At 69.5% G+C, this 18,243-nt stretch carries 23 protein-coding genes; 9 read left to right on the top strand and 14 right to left on the bottom strand.

Going from position 1 to position 18,243, the window contains the following annotated elements:
- The first annotated feature begins 47 nt into the window (after positions 1-47).
- Positions 48-248, top strand: coding sequence for a hypothetical protein (locus V2L32_RS09375; RefSeq protein WP_331236229.1), 201 nt, complete (start codon positions 48-50; stop codon positions 246-248).
- Here V2L32_RS09375 and V2L32_RS09370 read toward each other — a convergent pair.
- The 3 genes from V2L32_RS09370 to V2L32_RS09360 are packed head-to-tail and all read right to left on the bottom strand — an operon-like array spanning position 245 to position 2,504.
- Positions 245-1,783, bottom strand: a complete 1,539-nt coding sequence (locus V2L32_RS09370) for a 2-isopropylmalate synthase (protein ID WP_331236228.1) — start codon at positions 1,781-1,783, stop codon at positions 245-247. The genes V2L32_RS09375 and V2L32_RS09370 overlap by 4 nt on opposite strands.
- 37 nt (positions 1,784-1,820) lie before the next feature.
- Positions 1,821-2,198, bottom strand: a complete 378-nt coding sequence (locus V2L32_RS09365; protein WP_331236227.1) for a DUF192 domain-containing protein — start codon at positions 2,196-2,198, stop codon at positions 1,821-1,823.
- 45 nt (positions 2,199-2,243) lie between these two features.
- The gene (locus V2L32_RS09360) at positions 2,244-2,504 is read right to left on the bottom strand and encodes a HalOD1 output domain-containing protein (protein WP_331236226.1); all 261 of its coding nucleotides are present in this window, start codon (positions 2,502-2,504) and stop codon (positions 2,244-2,246) included.
- Positions 2,505-2,626: 122 nt separating this feature from the next.
- Between V2L32_RS09360 and V2L32_RS09355 the strand changes: the two genes are divergently transcribed.
- Both V2L32_RS09355 and V2L32_RS09350 read left to right on the top strand, forming a co-directional pair.
- A complete protein-coding gene (locus V2L32_RS09355) occupies positions 2,627-3,181 on the top strand; it encodes a DUF7097 family protein (protein ID WP_331236225.1) in 555 nt (184 codons plus the stop codon).
- Between the two features lie 39 nt (positions 3,182-3,220).
- Positions 3,221-3,769 (top strand): GMP synthase subunit A, encoded by a 549-nt coding sequence (locus tag V2L32_RS09350; protein ID WP_331236224.1) that lies wholly within the window; start codon positions 3,221-3,223, stop codon positions 3,767-3,769.
- A gap of 18 nt (positions 3,770-3,787) precedes the next feature.
- Here the strand turns inward: V2L32_RS09350 and V2L32_RS09345 are convergent, their stop codons facing one another.
- The 6 genes from V2L32_RS09345 to V2L32_RS09320 form a co-directional block, all read right to left on the bottom strand.
- Complete coding sequence (locus V2L32_RS09345; protein WP_331236223.1) at positions 3,788-4,024, bottom strand: DUF3194 domain-containing protein; 237 nt, start codon at positions 4,022-4,024, stop codon at positions 3,788-3,790.
- Complete coding sequence (locus V2L32_RS09340; protein WP_331236222.1) at positions 4,025-4,423, bottom strand: prefoldin subunit beta; 399 nt, start codon at positions 4,421-4,423, stop codon at positions 4,025-4,027. It abuts the gene before it with no gap.
- 39 nt (positions 4,424-4,462) lie between these two features.
- Entirely contained in the window at positions 4,463-4,723 is a 261-nt protein-coding gene (locus V2L32_RS09335; protein WP_331236221.1) for a KEOPS complex subunit Pcc1, read from the bottom strand.
- Positions 4,724-4,858 (bottom strand): DNA-directed RNA polymerase subunit P, encoded by a 135-nt coding sequence (locus V2L32_RS09330; RefSeq protein ID WP_331236220.1) that lies wholly within the window; start codon positions 4,856-4,858, stop codon positions 4,724-4,726.
- Complete coding sequence (locus V2L32_RS09325; protein WP_331236219.1) at positions 4,855-5,127, bottom strand: 50S ribosomal protein L37ae; 273 nt, start codon at positions 5,125-5,127, stop codon at positions 4,855-4,857. Before V2L32_RS09325 ends, V2L32_RS09330 begins: the two co-directional genes overlap by 4 nt.
- Before the next feature lie 74 nt (positions 5,128-5,201).
- Positions 5,202-5,921, bottom strand: a complete 720-nt coding sequence (locus V2L32_RS09320; RefSeq protein ID WP_331236218.1) for a DUF2103 domain-containing protein — start codon at positions 5,919-5,921, stop codon at positions 5,202-5,204.
- 239 nt (positions 5,922-6,160) lie between these two features.
- On the opposite strand from V2L32_RS09320, the gene V2L32_RS09315 reads away from it, so the two are divergent.
- Positions 6,161-7,477 carry an MATE family efflux transporter gene (locus V2L32_RS09315; RefSeq protein ID WP_409348435.1) on the top strand — a complete coding sequence of 439 codons (1,317 nt, stop codon included), beginning with the start codon at positions 6,161-6,163 and terminating at the stop codon, positions 7,475-7,477.
- Positions 7,478-7,737: 260 nt separating this feature from the next.
- Here the strand turns inward: V2L32_RS09315 and truD are convergent, their stop codons facing one another.
- A complete protein-coding gene (gene truD / locus V2L32_RS09310; protein WP_331236216.1) occupies positions 7,738-9,120 on the bottom strand; it encodes a tRNA pseudouridine(13) synthase TruD in 1,383 nt (460 codons plus the stop codon).
- Positions 9,121-9,154: 34 nt separating this feature from the next.
- On the bottom strand, positions 9,155-10,486 hold the full coding sequence (locus tag V2L32_RS09305; protein ID WP_331236215.1) for a cobyrinic acid a,c-diamide synthase: 1,332 nt from the start codon (positions 10,484-10,486) through the stop codon (positions 9,155-9,157).
- A gap of 70 nt (positions 10,487-10,556) precedes the next feature.
- Between V2L32_RS09305 and V2L32_RS09300 the strand changes: the two genes are divergently transcribed.
- The 3 genes from V2L32_RS09300 to nucS all read left to right on the top strand — a co-directional run bounded on the left by V2L32_RS09300 (position 10,557) and on the right by nucS (position 12,970).
- Positions 10,557-11,642 carry an NAD(P)/FAD-dependent oxidoreductase gene (locus V2L32_RS09300; protein WP_331236214.1) on the top strand — a complete coding sequence of 362 codons (1,086 nt, stop codon included), beginning with the start codon at positions 10,557-10,559 and terminating at the stop codon, positions 11,640-11,642.
- A gap of 77 nt (positions 11,643-11,719) precedes the next feature.
- Entirely contained in the window at positions 11,720-12,199 is a 480-nt protein-coding gene (locus V2L32_RS09295; RefSeq protein ID WP_331236213.1) for a DUF6735 family protein, read from the top strand.
- A gap of 42 nt (positions 12,200-12,241) precedes the next feature.
- Complete coding sequence (gene nucS / locus V2L32_RS09290) at positions 12,242-12,970, top strand: endonuclease NucS (protein ID WP_331236212.1); 729 nt, start codon at positions 12,242-12,244, stop codon at positions 12,968-12,970.
- Here the strand turns inward: nucS and mutS are convergent.
- Entirely contained in the window at positions 12,967-15,552 is a 2,586-nt protein-coding gene (mutS, locus tag V2L32_RS09285; protein WP_331236211.1) for a DNA mismatch repair protein MutS, read from the bottom strand. The genes nucS and mutS overlap by 4 nt on opposite strands.
- 426 nt (positions 15,553-15,978) lie before the next feature.
- Here mutS and V2L32_RS09280 point away from each other — a divergent pair, with 426 nt between their 5' ends.
- Positions 15,979-16,608 (top strand): DsbA family oxidoreductase, encoded by a 630-nt coding sequence (locus V2L32_RS09280; protein WP_331236210.1) that lies wholly within the window; start codon positions 15,979-15,981, stop codon positions 16,606-16,608.
- On the opposite strand, the gene pth2 is transcribed toward V2L32_RS09280, so the two are convergent.
- Together pth2 and V2L32_RS09270 are read right to left on the bottom strand one after the other, a co-directional pair.
- Positions 16,602-16,940 carry a peptidyl-tRNA hydrolase Pth2 gene (gene pth2 / locus V2L32_RS09275; protein WP_331236209.1) on the bottom strand — a complete coding sequence of 113 codons (339 nt, stop codon included), beginning with the start codon at positions 16,938-16,940 and terminating at the stop codon, positions 16,602-16,604. The genes V2L32_RS09280 and pth2 overlap by 7 nt on opposite strands.
- Positions 16,941-17,001: 61 nt before the next feature.
- On the bottom strand, positions 17,002-17,355 hold the full coding sequence (locus V2L32_RS09270) for a four-helix bundle copper-binding protein (protein ID WP_331236208.1): 354 nt from the start codon (positions 17,353-17,355) through the stop codon (positions 17,002-17,004).
- Positions 17,356-17,483: 128 nt separating this feature from the next.
- Between V2L32_RS09270 and V2L32_RS09265 the strand changes: the two genes are divergently transcribed.
- Positions 17,484-18,227: a Yip1 family protein gene (locus V2L32_RS09265; protein WP_331236207.1), complete on the top strand. Its 744-nt coding sequence runs from the start codon at positions 17,484-17,486 to the stop codon at positions 18,225-18,227.
- Positions 18,228-18,243: the final 16 nt, after the last annotated feature.

Below are 18,243 nucleotides of genomic sequence, written 5' to 3'. Positions count from 1 at the left end.
CCGGGGACGACCCACACCGTTATTCGACTCGCCGGTGAAGGAGTCGTATGGACCGACAGGATCGGCTGCTGGCGTTCGGTGCGGGCGCGCTCGCCCTCCTCGCGCTCGCCGGGGTCGCCCTCTACTGGTTCGACCCGGAGTCGGTCGTCGAGCCTGTCTCGCTCACCGTCCTCGTGGTCCTCGCGGTCGTGGGGGTCGTCCTCACGATCATCGCGATCAGCGGCGACCAGCCCGACCCGAGGGGCTAGTCCCCGAGGACGACCGCCCGGGCGCCCGGAGCGGTGAGCAGTCGGTCGAGCGCGTCGACCATCGCGTCGACGCTCGCACGGGTGATGTCCGCGTCGCTCGCGGCGACGGTCACCGACCGGTCGTCCCGGGACATCGTCACCTCGACCGTGACGACCGCGTCGGATCCGCCCGTGATCGCGTCGACGTGGTACGACTCGAGCTGGGCGTCGGCGGCCGACCCGAGCGCGTTTCTCACGGCCTCGACGGCGGCGTCGACGGGTCCGGAGCCGGTGCCGCTCGCGACCCGCTCGGTGTCGTCCACGGAGAGCCGAACCGAGGCCGTCGGCGTCGCCCCGCCGCAGGTCGCCGTTAGGTCGAGCAGTTCGACGCGGCGGTCGCGCTCCGCACCCGTTTCTTCCTCCGCGATGGCGAGCAGGTCGGCGTCGGTCACGCGTTTACCGCGCTCGCCGATGCGTTTCACCCGCTCGACGATCCGATCGAGGACCTCGGGCTCGACGGAGACGTCGTGTTCGGTGAGTGCCGCACGCACCCCGGCGCGGCCGGCGTGTTTCCCGAGGACGAGCCGGCGCTCTCGGCCCACGAGTTCGGGGGGATAGGGCTCGTACATCCGCTCGTCCTTGAGCGTTCCGTCGGTGTGGATCCCGCTCTCGTGAGCGAAGGCGTTCTCGCCCACCACGGCCTTGTTCGGCGCGAGCGGGATGCCCGTGGTACGGGCGACGGTCTGTGCGAGGTCGTAGAGTGCGTCGAGTCGGAGCGTCTCGATGCCGTAACAGTGTGAGAGCGCGATGGCGACCTCCTCGATGGCGACGTTTCCGGCGCGCTCGCCGACGCCGTTGACCGTCCCGTGGACGAGGTCGGCGCCGGCAGCGGCTGCGGAAAGCGCGTTCGCCATGCCCAGTCCGAGGTCGTCGTGGGTGTGGGCGCTCACCGGGCCGAACTCGGCGAGCCGAGTGACGCTCTCGTAGGCCTCGTGGGGGCTCGCGTGGCCCACCGTGTCGGCGTAACAGAAGCGATCGGCTCCGGCGTCGAACGCCGCACGGGCGAGCGAGTCGAGGAACCAGGGCTCGGCGCGGGAGCCGTCCTCGCCGATCACCTCGACCCAGAGGCCGTGTTCGCGGGCGTACTCGACGAGCGACGCGGTTCGCTCGACGACCGCCTCGTGGGTCGAACCGACCTTTCGCTCGACGTGCCTGTCGCTCGCGGGGACGACGACGTGGACGCCGTCGACCCCGCAGTCGAGCGCGAGGTCGACGTCGCCGCGGACGCCGCGGGCGAAACTGGTCACCGTCGCGTCGAGGTCGAGGTCGGTCACCCTGCGGATGGTACGACGCTCGCCGTCGCCGGTGCAGGCGCTACCCGCCTCGACGAACGAGAGGCCGGCGCGATCCAGCGCCAGGGCTATCTCCTCTTTCTGGTCGGGTGAAAGCGAGATACCGGGGGCCTGTTCGCCGTCGCGCAGCGTGGTGTCGAGGAGCTGTACGGACGTGTCAGGGGAGAGAGTGTGTTCGGGGGAGGCCCCGAATAAATCGATCACTGGTCATTGCCACTTGCAGGCAGGTGATCAGGGGTACTTAACCCGTTCGTTCCGGTGGATCTTGCGAGTCGGGCACCAGCCGAAGCGAGTCGCCGGGTTCGACCCCCTCCGTAGCCCCGGCCGGGAGCTCGACGACCGTCCGCGCCCGCTCGCGGGCGAAGCCGATCCAGGGGCGGAGCCGCTCGATCCGAACCACTTCACCTCTTTCGAGCCAGCAGACGTCGAGGGCGAACGGGACACACACCATATGGATAGCCCGCACCCTCGACTCCGGAAACCGGAAGACGAGCGCCGCCCCCTCCTCGAACCGGCGGCGGAACATGAGCCCCTTGGCACGCGAGGAGAACGTGTCGGCGAGCTCGACCCGGGTCGCTAGCGTCCTCGGCCTACCGGCCCGCTCGTGGAGGAGCTTCACGACAGTCGGTGTCTCCCCCGTGGGAAGAACGTGTCGGCTCTCGACCTAGTCGTCGGTCGCCTCCACGGGTTCTCTCACCCGGACCGTCCCGTCGCCCTCGACGGCGACCGTACAGCCGGCGTACTCGAACGTGACCCGACCGGTGGCGAGCGGCGAGGCGACGACCGTCGCGAGCGCCTCCACGTCCACGACGGTGCCGAGCCGTGGCTCGACGGCGAGCGGATCGCGGTCCGTCCGCTCCGCGACGAGTTCGACGATCGCGACCGCGACCTCGTCGGGGTCAGAACAGCGACGGACGGTCTTCATACCGTTCGGTACGAGTGGGTCAGTGATAACGTTGAGGGAGTTTCTCGTTAGTTGAGAGTATAGACCTTCGAAACGTTCTCCGGCCGACACCCCGAAGTGCGCCCGGCCGGTAGCTACCACGGATGGAGAAGACCGAACGCGGGACGCCGGTCGGGGTCGACGACCCCTACGCGCACGCCGGGGTCTGTGATCGCCTGACCGGTGACGGTCGGTGTCGGTTCGCCGTCGAACGCCCTGAGGCCGACCCGGCGTTCGCCCGCGACCGCCGCGAATCGGGCTACCGCTGTCTCGTCGCCGAGGAGGCGACCGATCCCGAGGACGTAGACTGGTCCGTCTGCCCGCATTACCGACACCGGTCGGTCGCCGAGGCCTGTCGTCGCTGCGGGCTCGAAGAACGGCGTCTCGCCGGCGAGCGAGCCAGGCCGCTGCTGGAGGAGCACCACCTCTCGTACGCCGAAGGGAGTGAGAACGGGGAGGAACGAAAAGAGAAGGTGAGCCACGAGATCACGGTCGTCCTCTGTCGGTGGTGTCACGCGAAGGTCCACACCGGCTGGGCGCGGATCGACGACGACGTCGCGCCCGACCCGGCGGCGCTCGCCGCGGCCGAGGCGCGGCGGAGTCGCGAGCTGACCGAGGGCTTCGAGACGGCCGCGGAGCGGTACGAACGCGAGCGCTGATCCGGGCTGTTTTTCCCCTCCTGCCTGCTACCGAGCGCAATGACCCGGATCGACGTGGTGGACCTCCACGGCCAGTTCACCCACCTGGAACACCGGACGCTGCGCGACCTCGGCATCGAGACCGACCTCGTGGACGCGGAGACGCCTCCGGAGGAGATCGACGCCGACGGCCTCGTGCTCTCGGGTGGCCCGGACATCGAGCGGATCGGTCGCGCCCGCGAGTACCTCGACCTCGAGACCCCGATCCTCGGGATCTGTCTCGGGATGCAGGTGATCGCCGACGCGCTCGGCGGGACGGTCGCCTCCGGCGAGTACGGCGGCTACGCCGACGTCACCGTCGAGATCGTAGAGGAGGACGACCCGCTGGTCGGCTCGCTCGCGCCGGAAACCCGCGTCTGGGCGAGTCACGCCGACGAGGTGAAGACGCTACCCGAAGGCTTTACGCTCACCGCGAGAAGCGACGTCTGCGGCGTCGAGGCGATGAGCGACGTCGAGAACGAACGCTACGGCGTCCAGTGGCACCCCGAGGTGATCCACACCGAACGCGGCGAGGAGGTCTTCGAGAACTTCCTCGCGCGCTGTGAGTAGCGTCTGGCGACCGAGCCGTCACTCCGTCTCGAACAGCTCGTCGACGGCCGCCTCCGCCGCGGCGACCGCCTCCTCCGCCACACGCTCTGCGTCCTCGTCGTCGACGTTGAGGTAGACATCGACCTCCAGGATGCCGTCCTCGAAGGTGACGGTCACGTCGAGGTCACGCACCTCCGAGGTCGAGTACGCCTCGAAGACGCGGCCTTCTGCGGCCCCCGCGGCCGCCCGAACGACCTCCTCGTCGGAGGGTTCCATTTACGCGCCGCCGGCGCCCGGGCCGCCGATGCCGCCCGCGCCGCCCGGACCGCCCGCGCCGCTCAGGAGGTTCTGGAGCTCCTCCTGGAGCTTCTCGAACTGTCCCTCGACGCGCTCTTCCTGCTTCTCGAGCGTCTCGACGCGGACCTCGAGGCTGTCGATCCGTTCTTCCAGATCCGCGTTCGCGCTCTCGTAGTCCGTCTCGATCAGGAGTTCGCCCGCCTCTCGGTACATCGTGGTGTCCTCGTCGGCACCCTCCAGTGCCTGGACCGCCGTCCTCGCCTCCCTGAGCTGAGTCTCGGCCTGGTTCTTCTGGACCGCGACCTGCTGGGCGGTCTCCTGGAGTCCCTGGAGCTGTTCGAGTTTCTCCTGTGCTTCCGGTGGCAGGTTTCCTTGCATACCCGGGTCGACGAGGTCCGGACGGAAAAAGGCCCCGCGTTACGTCTCGGCCCGTTCCGCGCTCTCAGCGACCCGCTCGGCGACCGAGACGAGCGAACACCACGTGTTGATGCCCGCGCGCAGGGCGACGAGGTCGGCCGCTCCGATCGTGACGAGGACGGTCTCGCCCTCCCGCGAGACCGTCGCCCGGGAGCGCTCCCCCTCGATCTCGTCGACCTCCGGTGTGACCGCCCGCTCGACGGCCTGTGCTCGTCGCTCCGTGGGGTAGGTAAACTCGAAGATCGCGTCGTGGGCCGTCACTCACTCGACGCCGACTTCTTTGATGTCGCGGCTGCGCTCTTTCAGCAGCACGCGGTGGCCGCAGTACGGACAGCGCACGCCCCCGTACTCGTCGAGTTCGACGTCGCGCTTACACCGCGAGCACTTGTAGCTCATTCGTCGTCGGACTCTTCGAGCGCCGCGCGGATCGACCGGGTGACGGTCCGTCCCGCGGGCGTCTGTGGTCGATAGGCGCCGCCGGCGAACGTCTCGCCGGTCTCCTCGTTGCGCCAGATGCCGGTGCCGATCCGCTTCACCGAGTCACCGTCGACCGTCGCGTTGTTCGTGTCGTGTTCGATGTCGGCGACGCGCTTTCGGGCGACGCGGCCGTAGCGCGCGCCGAAGCGACCCGCGCTGCCGACCCGTCCGGACTTCCTCTCTGCCATAGTGAGAGGAGCTACCCGAAGGAGCGGCTTAAGGCTGTTGAGTCCGGGCCGAGAGGGCGTCTCCTCCGGACGGCCTACTCCCGCAACCCCTCCTCGTCTAGCACCTCGTTCACGTCCTCGCGGATCCGTTCTCCCGTCTCCCGATCGGGCGCGGTCGTCACCACCCGGTTCTCCTGGACGCTGGAGCCGTCTCTGACGAGCAAGCGGAGGTTGCCGTCGGCACCCGCCCGCGTCACCTTCGCGCGCAACCCGGACCGGGAGCCGCTCCCACCGGCGTCGATCGGCCCCGGGATCACCTTCTTCACGTGGGGATGCTCCGCGACCGTCTCGATGACCCGCAGCCCGGAGCGACCGCCGATAAGGGTAGAGTGGCTCCCCCCGATCTTCCGTTCGAGGGGGAGATCCACCACCTCCAGCTCCGGCTCGCCCCGGCTCGCGAGCGCCGACCCCACCGGGTCATCCGCGTCGACCCGGAAAAAGGGAAAGTGGACCTGCGACCTGATCTCGTCGAGCACCTGCCGGTCACCGGCGGCGTAGACCGCCTCCGGGCGGCGTCGCTGGAGTTCGTCCGCGACCAGGCCCGCGAAGTTCCGGAGCTCAACCACCTCGCGCTCGCCCTCCTCGGGGTGGGTCGTCACCGTCGTCGTTCCCAGGGCCTCCTGCTCGCGGATCGCGGTGAGTTCGACGCGCTCTCTCGTGATGTCGAGGACGACGCCGTCCGCGTTCGCGGTGTGACAGACAAGACAGTACTCGCCCGGTCGAGAGAGCTCCGAACTGCACCGCGAACACTGCACGGGTCGGGTTTCGCTCCGTCGGATAAAGCCTCGGTGGTTCGGACGACGACGAATCGCTCGTGCGCCGTCGAGACCGGCGAGGGTGGTATCCACACGCCCGGAACCCGCTCGACTCCTCCGCCGGAACCTCAACGTACAACCCGGCGACGGCCAAAGGGGAGAGCGTGCGAATCGACGAGTCGCTTCGTGCGCGGACGCTCTCGGTCTGGAGACGCGTCTTCTCGCTGTCCTGGCCGGTGATGACCGAACAGGTCCTGCGGACGCTGATGCGGACGACGGACATCATCGTCGTGGGGTTCTTCTCGCCCGCCGCGGTCGCCGCGGTCGGCATCGCCGACATCTACGGTCGGCTCCCGCTCTGGCTCGGCCTCGGCGTCGGCGACGGGGCGATCGCGCTCTCCAGTCAGGACACCGGGAGCGGTGCGGAGGCCAACCGGAACGAAGCGGTGACCTGGGCGCTGCTGCTGGGGATCCTCGCCGGCATCCCGTTCGCGGTCTTCGGGCTCACCGCGAACTTCTGGGCGATCGGGGTGCTCGGCGCCGAGAGCGAGGTCGTCCGTCTCGGCGGACAGTACCTCGCGATCATCATGCTCTCGGCGCCGGCCTTTCACGTCACGCTGATCGCGTCGCGAGCGATCCAGGGGACGGGCGACACGAAGACCCCGATGTACGTGAACGCGCTCGCGAACGTGCTCAACATCCTCCTGACAGTCGCACTCGCCTTCGGGGTCGGACCGTTTCCCGAGCTGTCGGTCGTGGGCGTCGCGCTCGCGACCGCCTTCGGCGACGTCGTCGCCTCGCTGACGTTCCTCGCGGTGATCCAGAGCGATCGGAGCCCGCTCCGGCTCGTCCGCCCGGAGAAGGCGGTGATCGCGAGACAGCTCGTCGTGATCAGCGCGCCCAGGGTCGCCGAGGGGCTCACCGAGATCGTCGCGCAGTTCCCGTTCAACGCGATCCTGCTGGCGTTCGGCACCGAGGTGAACGCCGCCTACCAGATCGGCCTGCGGCTCTACCAGCAGGTGACGGGGCCGCTCGCCCGCGGCTACGGCGTCGCCGCGAACGTGATCGTCGGTCAGGCACTGGGCCGTGACGAACCCGAGGAGGCCTACTTCGACGGGCTGGCGGCGGCCGCGCTCGCGACGCTCACCGTCGGCGGACTCGGGATCGTGCTGTTCGTCGGCGCGGAGTACTTCGTCCTGCTGTTCACCCGCGATCCGGTCACCCTCGAGTTCGCCGTCGACTTCGCCCGCGCGTTCGCCGTCGCCGCCGGCCTCGTCGCGCTCTACGTCGTCGTCGCGGGCTCGCTCCGCGGCGGCAGCGAGACCCGCCCCCCGTTCGTCGCGAAGCTCAGCGGCACGTTCGTCTTCCTCCTCGGAACCACGTACGTCTTCGGCGTCGCCCTCGGCTACGGCGTCGTCGCCGCCTACGCCGGGATCGTCGCCGACTACGCCTGGCGGAACCTCGTCGTCGGCGCGGTCTACGCCCGAAAGAACTGGATCGACCGTGGGATGGGGATGATGGTCGACCGGGGCAGCGCCCCCGGCGACGGCGACTGAGGCCCACCACCGGACGACCCGGCCCACGGATATTACTACAAGTACTCGCAAGCGCTGAGTTTATTACCAGCCCCGGAGATCTCCCACGTACCCGGGGAAGGTGGATGAGCACCTGTCGAGGGTCACCCGGGACGCCTCTGACACGACCCTCTCACTTTTCGATCCTCACGAGGCCGGCCGTGGACGACCCGAGATCGACCCTCCTCGAGTGACCGACCCGTGGCCTCCATCTCCGACCCGCCCTCCCCGCGATCGGGCGACTACAGCTCCCGTGGATCGCCCTTCAGGTACTCCCGGAGCAGGACCGTCGCGTACGAGCCGCTGGGAAGCGCGAACGAGAACGTGAGCGGATCGTGCTCGACCGAGAGCTCCGTCCTGACGAGGATCGCCCGGCGCGTTCCCGTGGAGTGGAACTCCCCGGGGAGATCGAAGTCAGGGGGGTCGATCCCCGCCTCGGTGAGTGCCTCGCGTTCGATCTCTCCGGGTTCGCCGCTCCCCAGCTCGATCCTCGTTCCGACCAGCGGCGCGGTGACGAACGCCCGCCCCCGCGCACAGTGGCGTTCGATCGACCGCACCCGATCGCCGGTCACCCGCTGGAGCCGATCCGTGTCCGGCAGAGCGAGTCCCGATTCGAGATCGCTCGCCGACCGGTCGGCGAAGCAGACGACGTCGCCCTCGACCGGTCTGTCGAACGGGATCCCCCGTCGCAGGCGCTCGCTCAGGATCCGGTTGAACAGGTACGACTGCGCGGCGTTGACGAACAGCCGCTGGAGCGACGAGGGGGCCGATTCGAGCGCGTCTCTGAACGCTCCATCGCCCTCGCCGCCCGACTCCGCGAGCCGGTGCAGCATCGCCCGTTCACGACCAAGTCGGTAGGGAAACCGGTCGAGCGCGCCCGACCAGTCCCGGGTCTCCTCGACGTATTCGCGGGCCTCGCGTGTCCCCTCCGGTTCGCTCTCCCTGGGATTTCCGACGTACGCCATCACCGCACCCTCCCAGTCGCCCGCGACGATCCGCAGGCCGACATCGTGGGTAACGGGGCGCAGACTGCCGAACCGCTGCTGACCGAAGTAGTTCGGTACGCCGATCGTGACACCCTCTCCCCCCTCTCTCCCCCCGACCCCGCTCACGCTCGCACCGTCCTCTCCCGCGACGAACTCCCGGAGATCGTCGGTGATCGCCTCCGCGCACTCCGGTCGCTCGGACGCCCTCACCGTAATCTCGAACGCGTTGCCCGCGAGGTCGCCGAAGTGGAGCGCGCGACCCGACCGGCCGACCGGTTCGAGATCGGCGTCCCTGATCCCGGGGAGCGCTCCCGCCTCGATCCCCTTCACGCTCAAGAGCTGTGTCGTGATCGCGTGCTTGTCCTTCGTCCCCGCCCAGGAGACCCGTTCGCGGCTGATTCCGAGACCGTCGGAGAGTTGACCGGCGAAGTCGTGGGTGTCCCAGCCGACGAGCCGCGCCCGGAGGACGAGGTGCGGGAAGCTTCCGGGGTCGGCGTCGAGCGGTCTCGTGTCGAACGACTCGATCTCCCGCACCCGGAAGTCCGCGGGATCCTCGCGGAGGTACCCGCCGACCCCGTCGGCGTCGCTCACGTAGTACTCCATGCCGACCTCGCGTTCGATCGGGTGGGCGGGGCGCATGGGGTGAAGTTCGTCGCTCGCCGGTTAACTCCTGCTACAGTGCGTCGAGAAAGCGATCGAACGCCCCCGTCTCGGGGTGGACGTGGGCGTACGTCCCGAGCGCCGCGTACTCGACGAGACCGTCTCTGCCCTCCGAGATCCCCGTCCCCCGTTCGACGTCGAACGCGAACCGAACGTCCCCCCCGACCTCGGCGCTCGAGTAGTGGAACTCGTGGCCCCGGAGCCGGTCGCCCGCTCCCGCGGTGAGGGTGTCCTCTCGGGCCCGGAGTTCGACGTGGTCGAGCGCCCGATATCGCTCGTGCATGTGGACCTCCGCGGGGAGGACGCCGGCCATCGGGTAGCTCTCGCCGTCGACGGTCGAGAGCGACTCCGAGAGCGCCATCAGCCCGCCACACTCGCCGAGGACGGGGAGACCGTCGGCAGCCCTGTCGGCGAGCGACGCGAGCGCACGCGACCCGGCGAGGTCGGCTCCGTGGAGTTCGGGATAGCCGCCGGGGAGGTAGACGCCGTCGCAGTCGGGGAGCGGGTCGTCGGCGACCGGCGAGAAGGTGACGACCTCGGCGCGTTCGCGGAGCCGTTCCGTAGTAGCTGGATACGAAAAACAGAACGCCGCGTCGCTGGCGACGGCGACCGTCAGATCGATCCGTTCCCCATCCCGACACCCGCCCTCCACCGGCGACGTCGGCTCGCCGCGCTCGCGTGCGAGCGCGGCGAGTGCCTCACCGTCGAGACAGGCGGCCGCCGCGTCGAGTGCGTCCCCGTCGATCGGTGCCTCCTCTCCCATGTGGAGTCCGAGGTGACGTTCCGGGACCTCCAATCGATCGTCCGGAGGAACCCGTCCGAACCACGCGAGCGAGTCGGGAAGCGCCTCGCGGATCCCCTCCGCGTGCCTGCCGCCGTGGGCACGGCTCGCGATAACGCCCGCGACGTCGACGTCGACACCGACGTGCGCAGCGTACTCTCGGAAGCCGAGGGCGGTCGCCGCGACGCTCTGCATCCCCGCACTCGCGTCGACGACGAGGACCACGGGGAGGCCGAGTGCGGCGGCGACGTCGGCCGTGGAGGCGACGCTCCCGTCGTAGAGCCCCATCATCCCCTCGACGACACAGAGGTCACCCTCGCCGCGGGCGTAGTTCCCACGCAGGCCCTCCTCGCCCTGAAGCCAGGGGTCGAGCGTGCGCGAGGGGTACGAGGAGGTCGACTCGTGGTGGCTCGTGTCGATGAAATCCGGGCCGGCCTTCGCCGGCTGCACGTCGTAGCCCTCGCGCGCGAGCGTGCGGATCACCGAGAGGGTCGCGACGGTCTTCCCGACGCCGGATGCGGTTCCCCCGAGGACGATCCCCGGCGGTCCGCTGGAGGCGTTCATAGGGAGGGGATCGGGTTCCACGACCTAACCCTTCGGGAACGCTTAACCGTCGACCGGTCGATCGGATATCATGAAACCGGTCGTGGTCGTCGGCGGCGGGGTGGTCGGACTCGCGGTCGCCGGGGCGCTCTCGCCCGACCGGCCCGTGACGGTCGTCGAGCGGGGCGAGCTGGGGGAGGGGACGACGGCACTCTCGATGGCCGTCTTCCACCGACAGAGCCCCTCGCCGACGGCGTTCGACGCCGGGCTCTCCCGGACGGCGTGGGAGACGTACGGCCCGGCGGTCGAGACGGGCGAGCTTTCTTACGAGCGAATCGGGGCGCTCCACGTCGCCGAGACGGGTGCGTTCGCCCGCAGGCTGGCCGACGCGGCCGGGACGCTCTCGGACCTCGGGATCGAGACCGAGGCGCTCGACGCCGCCTCCCTGGATCGGTTCGGGATCGACGGAGAGCACCTCGAGGGCGGGATCTACACCCCAGACGAGGGCTACGTCGAGCCGGGAGAGCTGATCCCGTGGTTCGCCGACCGCTGTCGCGAACGGGGTGGCGAGATCCTGACCGACACCGAAGTCGTCGGCATCCGCGTCGAGGACAGGGCGGTCGTCGGTGTCGAGACCGGGAGGGGGTCGATCGACGGGGCGGTCGTCGTGAACGCCGCGGGGCCGTGGGCCGATCGAATCGACGCGATGGTCGGCCTCTCGCTCCCGCTCGCGCGGACCAGAGGGCCGATCCTCGACCTCGGAGTGCGAAACCCGCCCGAGCCGTTCACGCTGTTCGAGCGGGGGAGCTACCTCCGGAGCCACGAAGAGGGTGTCTACGTCGGCCGCTACGCGACCGACTTCGAGGGGCGGGAGACGGTCGATCCGGACGATCCGGGGTCGGTGAGCGACCCCTTCCGCGTGGGCGTCGACGATCTCGCCCGGTTCGTCCCCGCGCTCGACGGGGCCCCCGTCGAGGACGAGTGGGTCGGCGTCCGGACGGTAACGCCCGACGGCCGGCCGTTCGTCGGTGAAGCCGGAGTTGCGGGCTACCACGTCGCGACCGGGATGAGCGGACTCGGCGTCACCCTCGCGCCCGCCGTCGCCCGCCTGCTCGCGCGATCGATCGAGACCGACGAGCCGGTTCCCGAGGAACTCTCTCCCTCTCGAATCGACTGAGGGTTTTTATCCGAAGGGGCGACCAGAGCCGGCGTGATCGGCGAGGACCCACATCGGGCGACGACCGGGGTGAGCGCGTGAGCCACCGGACGGTCGTCGCGGTCGAGCGAGCGGACGGTCGCTACGACGTCTCGGAGGTCCCCGGTACGGTCCTCGCACACGAACACGTCGAGACGTTTCGGCGGGCTGTGGTGGGTGACTGCCCCCCGGTCGAGCGACGGGCACTCGCAGAGGCAGTTTCGGACGCCGCGCTCACCGACCACGTCGACCCCGGCCGGCACGAGGCGCTCTCGGTCGTCGCTCGTGACGGTGCCGTTGGGTCGTATCTCGTCCTCTGGTTCGGCGCGGCGCTCGGTACGGGAACCGACGACGGTGCGCTCGTCTCGTACGACCCGGGAGAACGGGCCGACGAGGCGTACCTCCGCGGCTGGTGGCACGGGCTGACCGACGGCGTCGGCGCGCTCGTCGACGAATCGATCGACGAGCGCGAGGCGATGGCGTGTCTCCGCGAGCGCGTCGACGCGCTCTGTGACACCCGGGAGGTGCTCGCCCTGTAACGAGACGACGGGGCTTTGTGCGACCCGCTGAAACGGGGTGGCGTGAGCGAACCGGAGACCCGTGTCGAGACGCGATCCGAACCGGCGCCGGAGGCCGCGCTGGCCGCCGTCGAGCGAGCGCTCGATCACGGTGCCCTCCTCACCCTCTTCGGACGCTGTACCGTGGAGTACGACGGGCGGGCATCGAGCGTCCTCGAACCGGGGGATCGACACCTCATGTGCAAGCCCGACGGGTCGGCGCTCGTCCACACGGACGAGGGGCAGAAGCCGGTGAACTGGCAACCGCCGGGCTGTACCCACGACCCCTCGGTCGAGGACGGGACGTTCGTCCTCCGGAGCACGCGCGAGAACCCCGACGAGGAGCTCGTCGTCCGGTTCGACCGGGTCGATCACCTCGCGGCGTTCGCCGTCACCGACGAGAGCGACATCGCCCTCACAGGTACGGAAGCGGACCTGAAAGAGCGGATCCTCGACGATCCGGGACTGATCGAGGTGGGCTTTCGTCCGCTCGCGACCGAGCGCGGGACCGCCGCCGGTGCCGTCGACGTCTACGGCGAGGACGGGAGTGGAAGACCGGTGATCCTCGAACTGAAACGACGGCGGGTCGGCCCCTCCGCGGTCGGCCAGCTAGATAGATACGTCGGGGCGCTCGGCCGAGAGATGCACACGGAGGCGGAGATACGGGGGATCCTCGTCGCGCCGTCGGTCACCGAGCGTGCACGCGACCTGCTCGCGACGAAGGGGCTGGAGTTCGTCTCGCTCGACCCTTAGATCAGTCGTTTGAGCTCGTCGAGGTGGGTGAGCGCCTCGATCGGCGTCATCGTCGCGAGGTCGAGCTGGCGGAGCTCCGCGGCCAGTACGGCCTCGGTCGTCACCGCCGGGGAGGTCTCCGGTTCGACCGCCTCCTCGGGCTCGCGTTCGTCCTCCATCAGCTCGCTCGCCCGCTCGATCACCGGTTCGAGCACGCCCGCCGCACGGGCGACCTCTATCCCGTAGGAGGCGGTCGCCGCGCCGGGGCGTATCTCGTGGTCGAGCTGGATCCCGTCCTCGCCCTGTGTGGCGGCGAAGTGGAGGTTGCTCGCCCGAGTGAGGTCGTCGGCGAGCGCCGTGAGTTCGTGGTGGTGTGTTGCGAAGAGCGTGCGCGCACCGATCTCGTCGTGGACGAACTCGGCGAGCGCCCGCGCGATGGCGAGCCCGTCGGCCGTGCTCGTTCCTCGGCCCACTTCGTCGAGCAGGATCAGCGATCGCTCGGTCGCCTCCCCCAGGATCGCGGCCAGTTCGGACATCTCGACCATGAACGTCGATCGGCCGCCGGCGATGTCGTCGCTCGCGCCGACGCGGGTGAACACCCGGTCCGTGATCCCGATCCGGGCCGAGCGGGCGGGGACGAAACTGCCCACCTGCGAGAGGACGGTCACGAGCGCGACCTGGCGCATGTACGTCGACTTCCCGCTCATGTTCGGGCCGGTGATCACGGCGAGGCGGCTCCGGTCGTCGAGACGGGTGTCGTTCGGGACGAACGACCGCTGGGTGCGCTCGACCACCGGGTGACGCCCGCCGCGGATCTCGATATCCGATCCGCTCGAACCGATCTCGGGGCGCGAGTAGTCGTTCGTCGCGGCGACGGTCGCGAGCGAGCAGAGCGCGTCGAGTCGGGCGACCGCGTCCGCGACCGCCTGCACCCGCTCGGCCTCGTCCGCGACGGCCTCTCGGACCTCGCAGAAGAGTTCGTACTCCAGGTCGTCGGCACGACCCTCCGCGGCGACGATCTCCTCCTCCCGCTCCTTCAGTTCGGGCGTGACGAAGCGTTCGGCGTTCTTGAGCGTCTGGCGGCGCTCGTAGTTCCCGGGGACGGAATCGAGGTTCGGGTTCGTCACCTGGATGTAGTAGCCGTGGACCGAGTTGAACCCGACCGACAGCGAGTCGATCCCCGTCCGCTCGCGTTCGGTCGCCTCCAGCTCGTCGATCCACGCCTTCCCCTCGCGTTCGGTCCGTCTGAGCGAGTCCAGCTCCATCGAGTGACCCTCCCGGATCAGCCCCCCCTCCGTCACCTCGATCGGCGGCGTCTCGGTGATCGCCTCGCGGATCAGCCCTCTCACGTCCTCGAGTTCGTCGAGCGCCGCGTACAGTCCGGAGAGGATCTCGGACTCCGCGCCGGCGAGGAGGCTGCGCAGATCGGGAACGACGTCGAGCGTGTCGAGCAGCGAGCGGAGGTCGCGTGCGTTCGCCCGGCGGCGCGAGACGCGGCCGATCAGCCGCTCGACGTCGTAGACGTCTCGTAACCGATCGGAGAGCGCCTCACGGGTCCTGACGTCGCCGACGAGCTCCTCGACCGCGTCGAGGCGTCGCTCGATCCGGCCGGCGTCGAGCAGGGGTCGTCGCAGCCAGTCCGTGAGCCGACGACGGCCGAGCGCACAGGAGGTCTCGTCGAGGACGCCGATCAGCGTCGCCTCGGGGTTGGCGCCGACGGCTCGCGGCTCGAACAGTTCGAGGCTGCGAAGCGCCGTCGCGTCGAGTAGCATGTACTCGCGCGGGTCGTAGCGCGTGAGCCGCGTGAGGTACTCGAGGCGTCTCCCCTCGTCCTCGCTCTCCTCGTGCCCGCCGCGGGTGTACTCCGCGTAGGCCAGTAGCGCGCCGCAGGCCGACACCTCGGCGTCGGTCGCGAGCAGCGAGTCGGGGTCGCCGAAGTACGTCTTCACGACCTCGGCAGCGGCGTCGGAGGCGAACGCACGCTCGTCGAACGTGCTCTCGACACAGTCGGCGTCGAAGAGCTGGCGGTCGACACCCGGACCGACGATCGCCTCCGCGGGCGAGAACCGGCCGAGTTCGTCACGGAGCGCGGCGAGCGACCGAGCCGTCGTCGCGTAGAAGTCCCCCGTGGAGACGTCGAGCAGCGCGAGACCGTACTCGGTATCGGTACCCGAAACGCTCGCGACGAAGTTGTTGTCGTCGCCGTCAAGCAGGGTCTCCTCGGTGAGCGTTCCGGGCGTGACGATCCGGGTGACGGCTCGATCCACGAGCCCGGCGGCAGCCTCGGGATCTTCGACCTGGTCGGCGACGGCGACCCGATAGCCCGCGTCCAGTAGCGTCTCGATGTACGACTCCGCGCTCTGGATGGGGATGCCCGCCATCGGGTAGCTCCCCGTGGAGTCCTCGCGTTTGGTGAGCGTGATCTCGAGGATGCGCGAGACCGTCTCCGCGGCCTCGCAGAACGTCTCGTAGAAGTCGCCGACCTGAAAGAGCACGAGACAGTCGTCGTAGTCGGTACAGAGCTCGAAGTACTGGCGTAGCATCGGCGTGAGCTCGTCGCGTCGCTCGGCCATCTTCGCCGGTGGCCCCAACGCCGAATCCATGAACGACTGCGAGTGTCCCCGGCCCCATATAGGCTCTGAAACCGACGCGTGAGACGCCTACGCCTCGCCATACAGGAGCGTTCGGGGCGCGAACGGTGTCCGTTCGCTGTCGGGTCACCTCGCCGACGCTCCCGCGGAGTCGGTGGTGTCCACCGGTGGCGACCCAGCGAGTGACTGCCGATTTCGACCCTCGACACCGGATACGATCGGACGGCCGAACGTACCAGCCGTCGGACCCGTCGAACCGGAGACCGGAGTGTTGTTGGAGAGAAACCAGATCCTGCCGGCGATCGAACCCGTCCGATCGCCCGGGAGGTCACCGATCGAACGTAGGGAACTGCACCGATCGATCGGGCGTCGCGACCGGGGGTGTCGAACGGAGTTCGCATCGGGTGGCCTTTTCGGGCGCGAGCCCGTAGCGGAGCCATGGAGAGCGAACGAGAACTCGTCGTCTACGCCGATTACGTCTGTCCGTTCTGTTACCTCGGAAAGGCCTCGCTGGATCGGTACCTGGAACGGAGGGAGGGCCCGCTGACCGTGGAGTGGCGACCGTTCGACCTCCGCGCGGGAAAGCGCGGCCCGGACGGGGCGATCGATCACTCCGTAGACGACGGCAAGGACGACGCCTACTTCGCCGAGGCGCGACGGAACGTCGAGCGGCTGGCGGAGCGATACGACGTCGAGATGGCCCGGCCGCTCGCCCGCGAGGTCGACTCCCGGAACGCACACGCCGCTGCGCTCGCCGTCCGTGAGAGGGGGGAGGAGACGTTCGAGGCGTTTCACGCGGCGATCTACGACGCGCTCTGGCACGAGGAACGGGACGTCGGCGATCCCGCGGTGCTCTCGGAGCTGGCGGAGGGGTGCGGGGTCGACCCCGACCTGGTGGCGTCGGCGCTCTCGGACGAGGACCTCGACGCACGACTCGACAGGGCGTTCGCGGCCGCCCACGAACGGGGGATCTCCGGCGTGCCGACGTTCGTCTCCGGCGGACACGCGGCGGCGGGGGCGATCCCGCCGGATCAGCTCCGCCGGCTCGTCGAAGGCGTGGCTCAGTAGAGTTTCAGCTCGCCCGTGATCCGGTCGACGAGGTTGTCGGGACCGGGGCCGACCGCGAGCGCGGTCACCGTTCCGGAGTCGAGCTGGGTGTGGCCCGCGTCGCGGATCACGGCGTGGGGCAGGCCCTCTCGGCGGGCGAGGTCCGCGAGTTCGTGGATCGTCTTCTCGCCGTCGGCCTTGAGGACGACCTTCTTCTGCCCGCCGCCCTTCCACTCCGAGCGGCGTCTCGGGTCGGCCTTCTCGTAGGCCGAGAGCGAGGCGTGAGCGACCTGTGCGGCGAGCTTTCCGGGGCTCATCCCGAGGTCGGCCCGGGCGACGATGGCCTGCTTCATGCCCCGAGGAACCCGGCGCGCGCTAAAGAATCCCTCGTCTCCCCCGCCCGCCAGCCCGCTCTCAGTCGGCCATCTCGCGGCAGGTCTCGGCGCACTCCGGGAGGACCTCCGCACAGAGCTGGCAGTGGTCGTGGTCGTGACCCTCGCACTCCTCGGCGCACGCCTCGCAGGCGTCGGCACAGACCGTCGCGAGGTCACCGCTGTAGGTAGAGTCACGGGCCATCAGTCGGGCGTGGAGCGTCGCGATGTCGGCGACGTCCCGACAGAGCCGGATACACCGCTCCATCCCCTCCTCGTCGACGCAGGCGTCCGCACACCACTCGCAGACTTGCGCCGCGCGCAGGCAGTTCTCGGCGCACTCTCGCCCTTCGTCGGAGAGGTGCTCGATCTCCCCGAGCGTCTCGGTGAGCGACATAGCGGTAGAACTGACGACGAGCGTGCGGATAGACGTTGGGCTGGCGCGCGAAAGCTTCCGACGGGACCGGCCCCGACAGCCCGATCGACGGCCAGAACGGACTTATCCCTCTCCCTGGATCTCACCGTATGGTCCCCGACAGCCTCGTGCTCGTACGCGACGCGCTGGCCCGACCGGATCGCTTCTTCCGCGAGCGACGGGTCGGAACGAGCCTCGCGGCCGGGTTCGTGATCGCCCTCGTCGTCGCCGTCGGGATGACCGCCGGGCTCGCGGGCGTCGGCTGGCTGTTCACCGGGAGCATCGACGCAACGGAGACGGTCGACAACCCGAACCAGCCGCCGGAGTGGGTCTGCGACCAGCATGCTGACGACCCCAACTCCGCGTTCGGGAACGCCTGTGAGGAAGAACCCGACGAGATCGAGATCGACGTCGGCGAGGTCGTCTGGGAGGAGTTCGTGGGCTTCCTCCCGTGGGTCTTCGTCGGCAGCCTCCTGGTCTGGCCGGTCGCCGGAGCCGTCCTCTTCCTCGTCGGGCGGCTCGCCGGGGGCGACGGCGACTTCGGCGACACCGTCGCGATGGCCGCCTGGGGGATGCTTCCCGAACTCTTCGCCGTGGCGGTCGCGCTCGTCGACGTCTACGTCGCGCTCCGCGGGACCACGTTCACCGGGAGCCCGGAGTCGATCGTCGCCGATCTCGAGGCGACGACCGACGGGGCGACCTGGCGGGCGACGCTCGGTTCCCTGTTCGTCGCCGCCTGGCAGGCGTACGTCTGGACCTACGGGCTGAAACACGTCCACGGGATTCCGATCGCTCGGGCCGGACTCGCCGCGGGCGCGGTGGCGCTTCTCTGGTTGCTGATCGGTCTGGCGTAGATCCTGAAGCTTTACC

The sequence above is a fragment of the Halalkalicoccus sp. CGA53 genome, assembly GCF_036429475.1.
Lineage (GTDB): Archaea > Halobacteriota > Halobacteria > Halobacteriales > Halalkalicoccaceae > Natronorarus > Natronorarus salvus.
Note: the sequence above shows the minus strand (reverse complement) of the source record. Positions and strands in the feature narration are given on the sequence as shown.

Excerpts from the sequence above, each read along its gene's own strand:
- pth2 (WP_331236209.1), bottom strand. The coding sequence starts at position 16,940 with ATGAAGCAGGCCATCGTCGCCCGGGCCGACCTCGGGATGAGCCCCGGA.
- V2L32_RS09315 (WP_409348435.1), top strand. The coding sequence starts at position 6,161 with ATGACCGAACAGGTCCTGCGGACGCTGATGCGGACGACGGACATCATC.
- V2L32_RS09360 (WP_331236226.1), bottom strand. The coding sequence starts at position 2,504 with ATGAAGACCGTCCGTCGCTGTTCTGACCCCGACGAGGTCGCGGTCGCG.
- V2L32_RS09375 (WP_331236229.1), top strand. The coding sequence starts at position 48 with ATGGACCGACAGGATCGGCTGCTGGCGTTCGGTGCGGGCGCGCTCGCC.
- V2L32_RS09305 (WP_331236215.1), bottom strand. The coding sequence starts at position 10,486 with ATGAACGCCTCCAGCGGACCGCCGGGGATCGTCCTCGGGGGAACCGCA.
- V2L32_RS09350 (WP_331236224.1), top strand. The coding sequence starts at position 3,221 with ATGACCCGGATCGACGTGGTGGACCTCCACGGCCAGTTCACCCACCTG.
- V2L32_RS09345 (WP_331236223.1), bottom strand. The coding sequence starts at position 4,024 with ATGGAACCCTCCGACGAGGAGGTCGTTCGGGCGGCCGCGGGGGCCGCA.
- V2L32_RS09330 (WP_331236220.1), bottom strand. The coding sequence starts at position 4,858 with ATGAGCTACAAGTGCTCGCGGTGTAAGCGCGACGTCGAACTCGACGAG.
- V2L32_RS09355 (WP_331236225.1), top strand. The coding sequence starts at position 2,627 with ATGGAGAAGACCGAACGCGGGACGCCGGTCGGGGTCGACGACCCCTAC.
- mutS (WP_331236211.1), bottom strand. The coding sequence starts at position 15,552 with ATGGATTCGGCGTTGGGGCCACCGGCGAAGATGGCCGAGCGACGCGAC.
- V2L32_RS09300 (WP_331236214.1), top strand. The coding sequence starts at position 10,557 with ATGAAACCGGTCGTGGTCGTCGGCGGCGGGGTGGTCGGACTCGCGGTC.
- V2L32_RS09280 (WP_331236210.1), top strand. The coding sequence starts at position 15,979 with ATGGAGAGCGAACGAGAACTCGTCGTCTACGCCGATTACGTCTGTCCG.
- V2L32_RS09270 (WP_331236208.1), bottom strand. The coding sequence starts at position 17,355 with ATGTCGCTCACCGAGACGCTCGGGGAGATCGAGCACCTCTCCGACGAA.
- V2L32_RS09340 (WP_331236222.1), bottom strand. The coding sequence starts at position 4,423 with ATGCAAGGAAACCTGCCACCGGAAGCACAGGAGAAACTCGAACAGCTC.
- truD (WP_331236216.1), bottom strand. The coding sequence starts at position 9,120 with ATGCGCCCCGCCCACCCGATCGAACGCGAGGTCGGCATGGAGTACTAC.
- V2L32_RS09265 (WP_331236207.1), top strand. The coding sequence starts at position 17,484 with ATGGTCCCCGACAGCCTCGTGCTCGTACGCGACGCGCTGGCCCGACCG.
- V2L32_RS09325 (WP_331236219.1), bottom strand. The coding sequence starts at position 5,127 with ATGGCAGAGAGGAAGTCCGGACGGGTCGGCAGCGCGGGTCGCTTCGGC.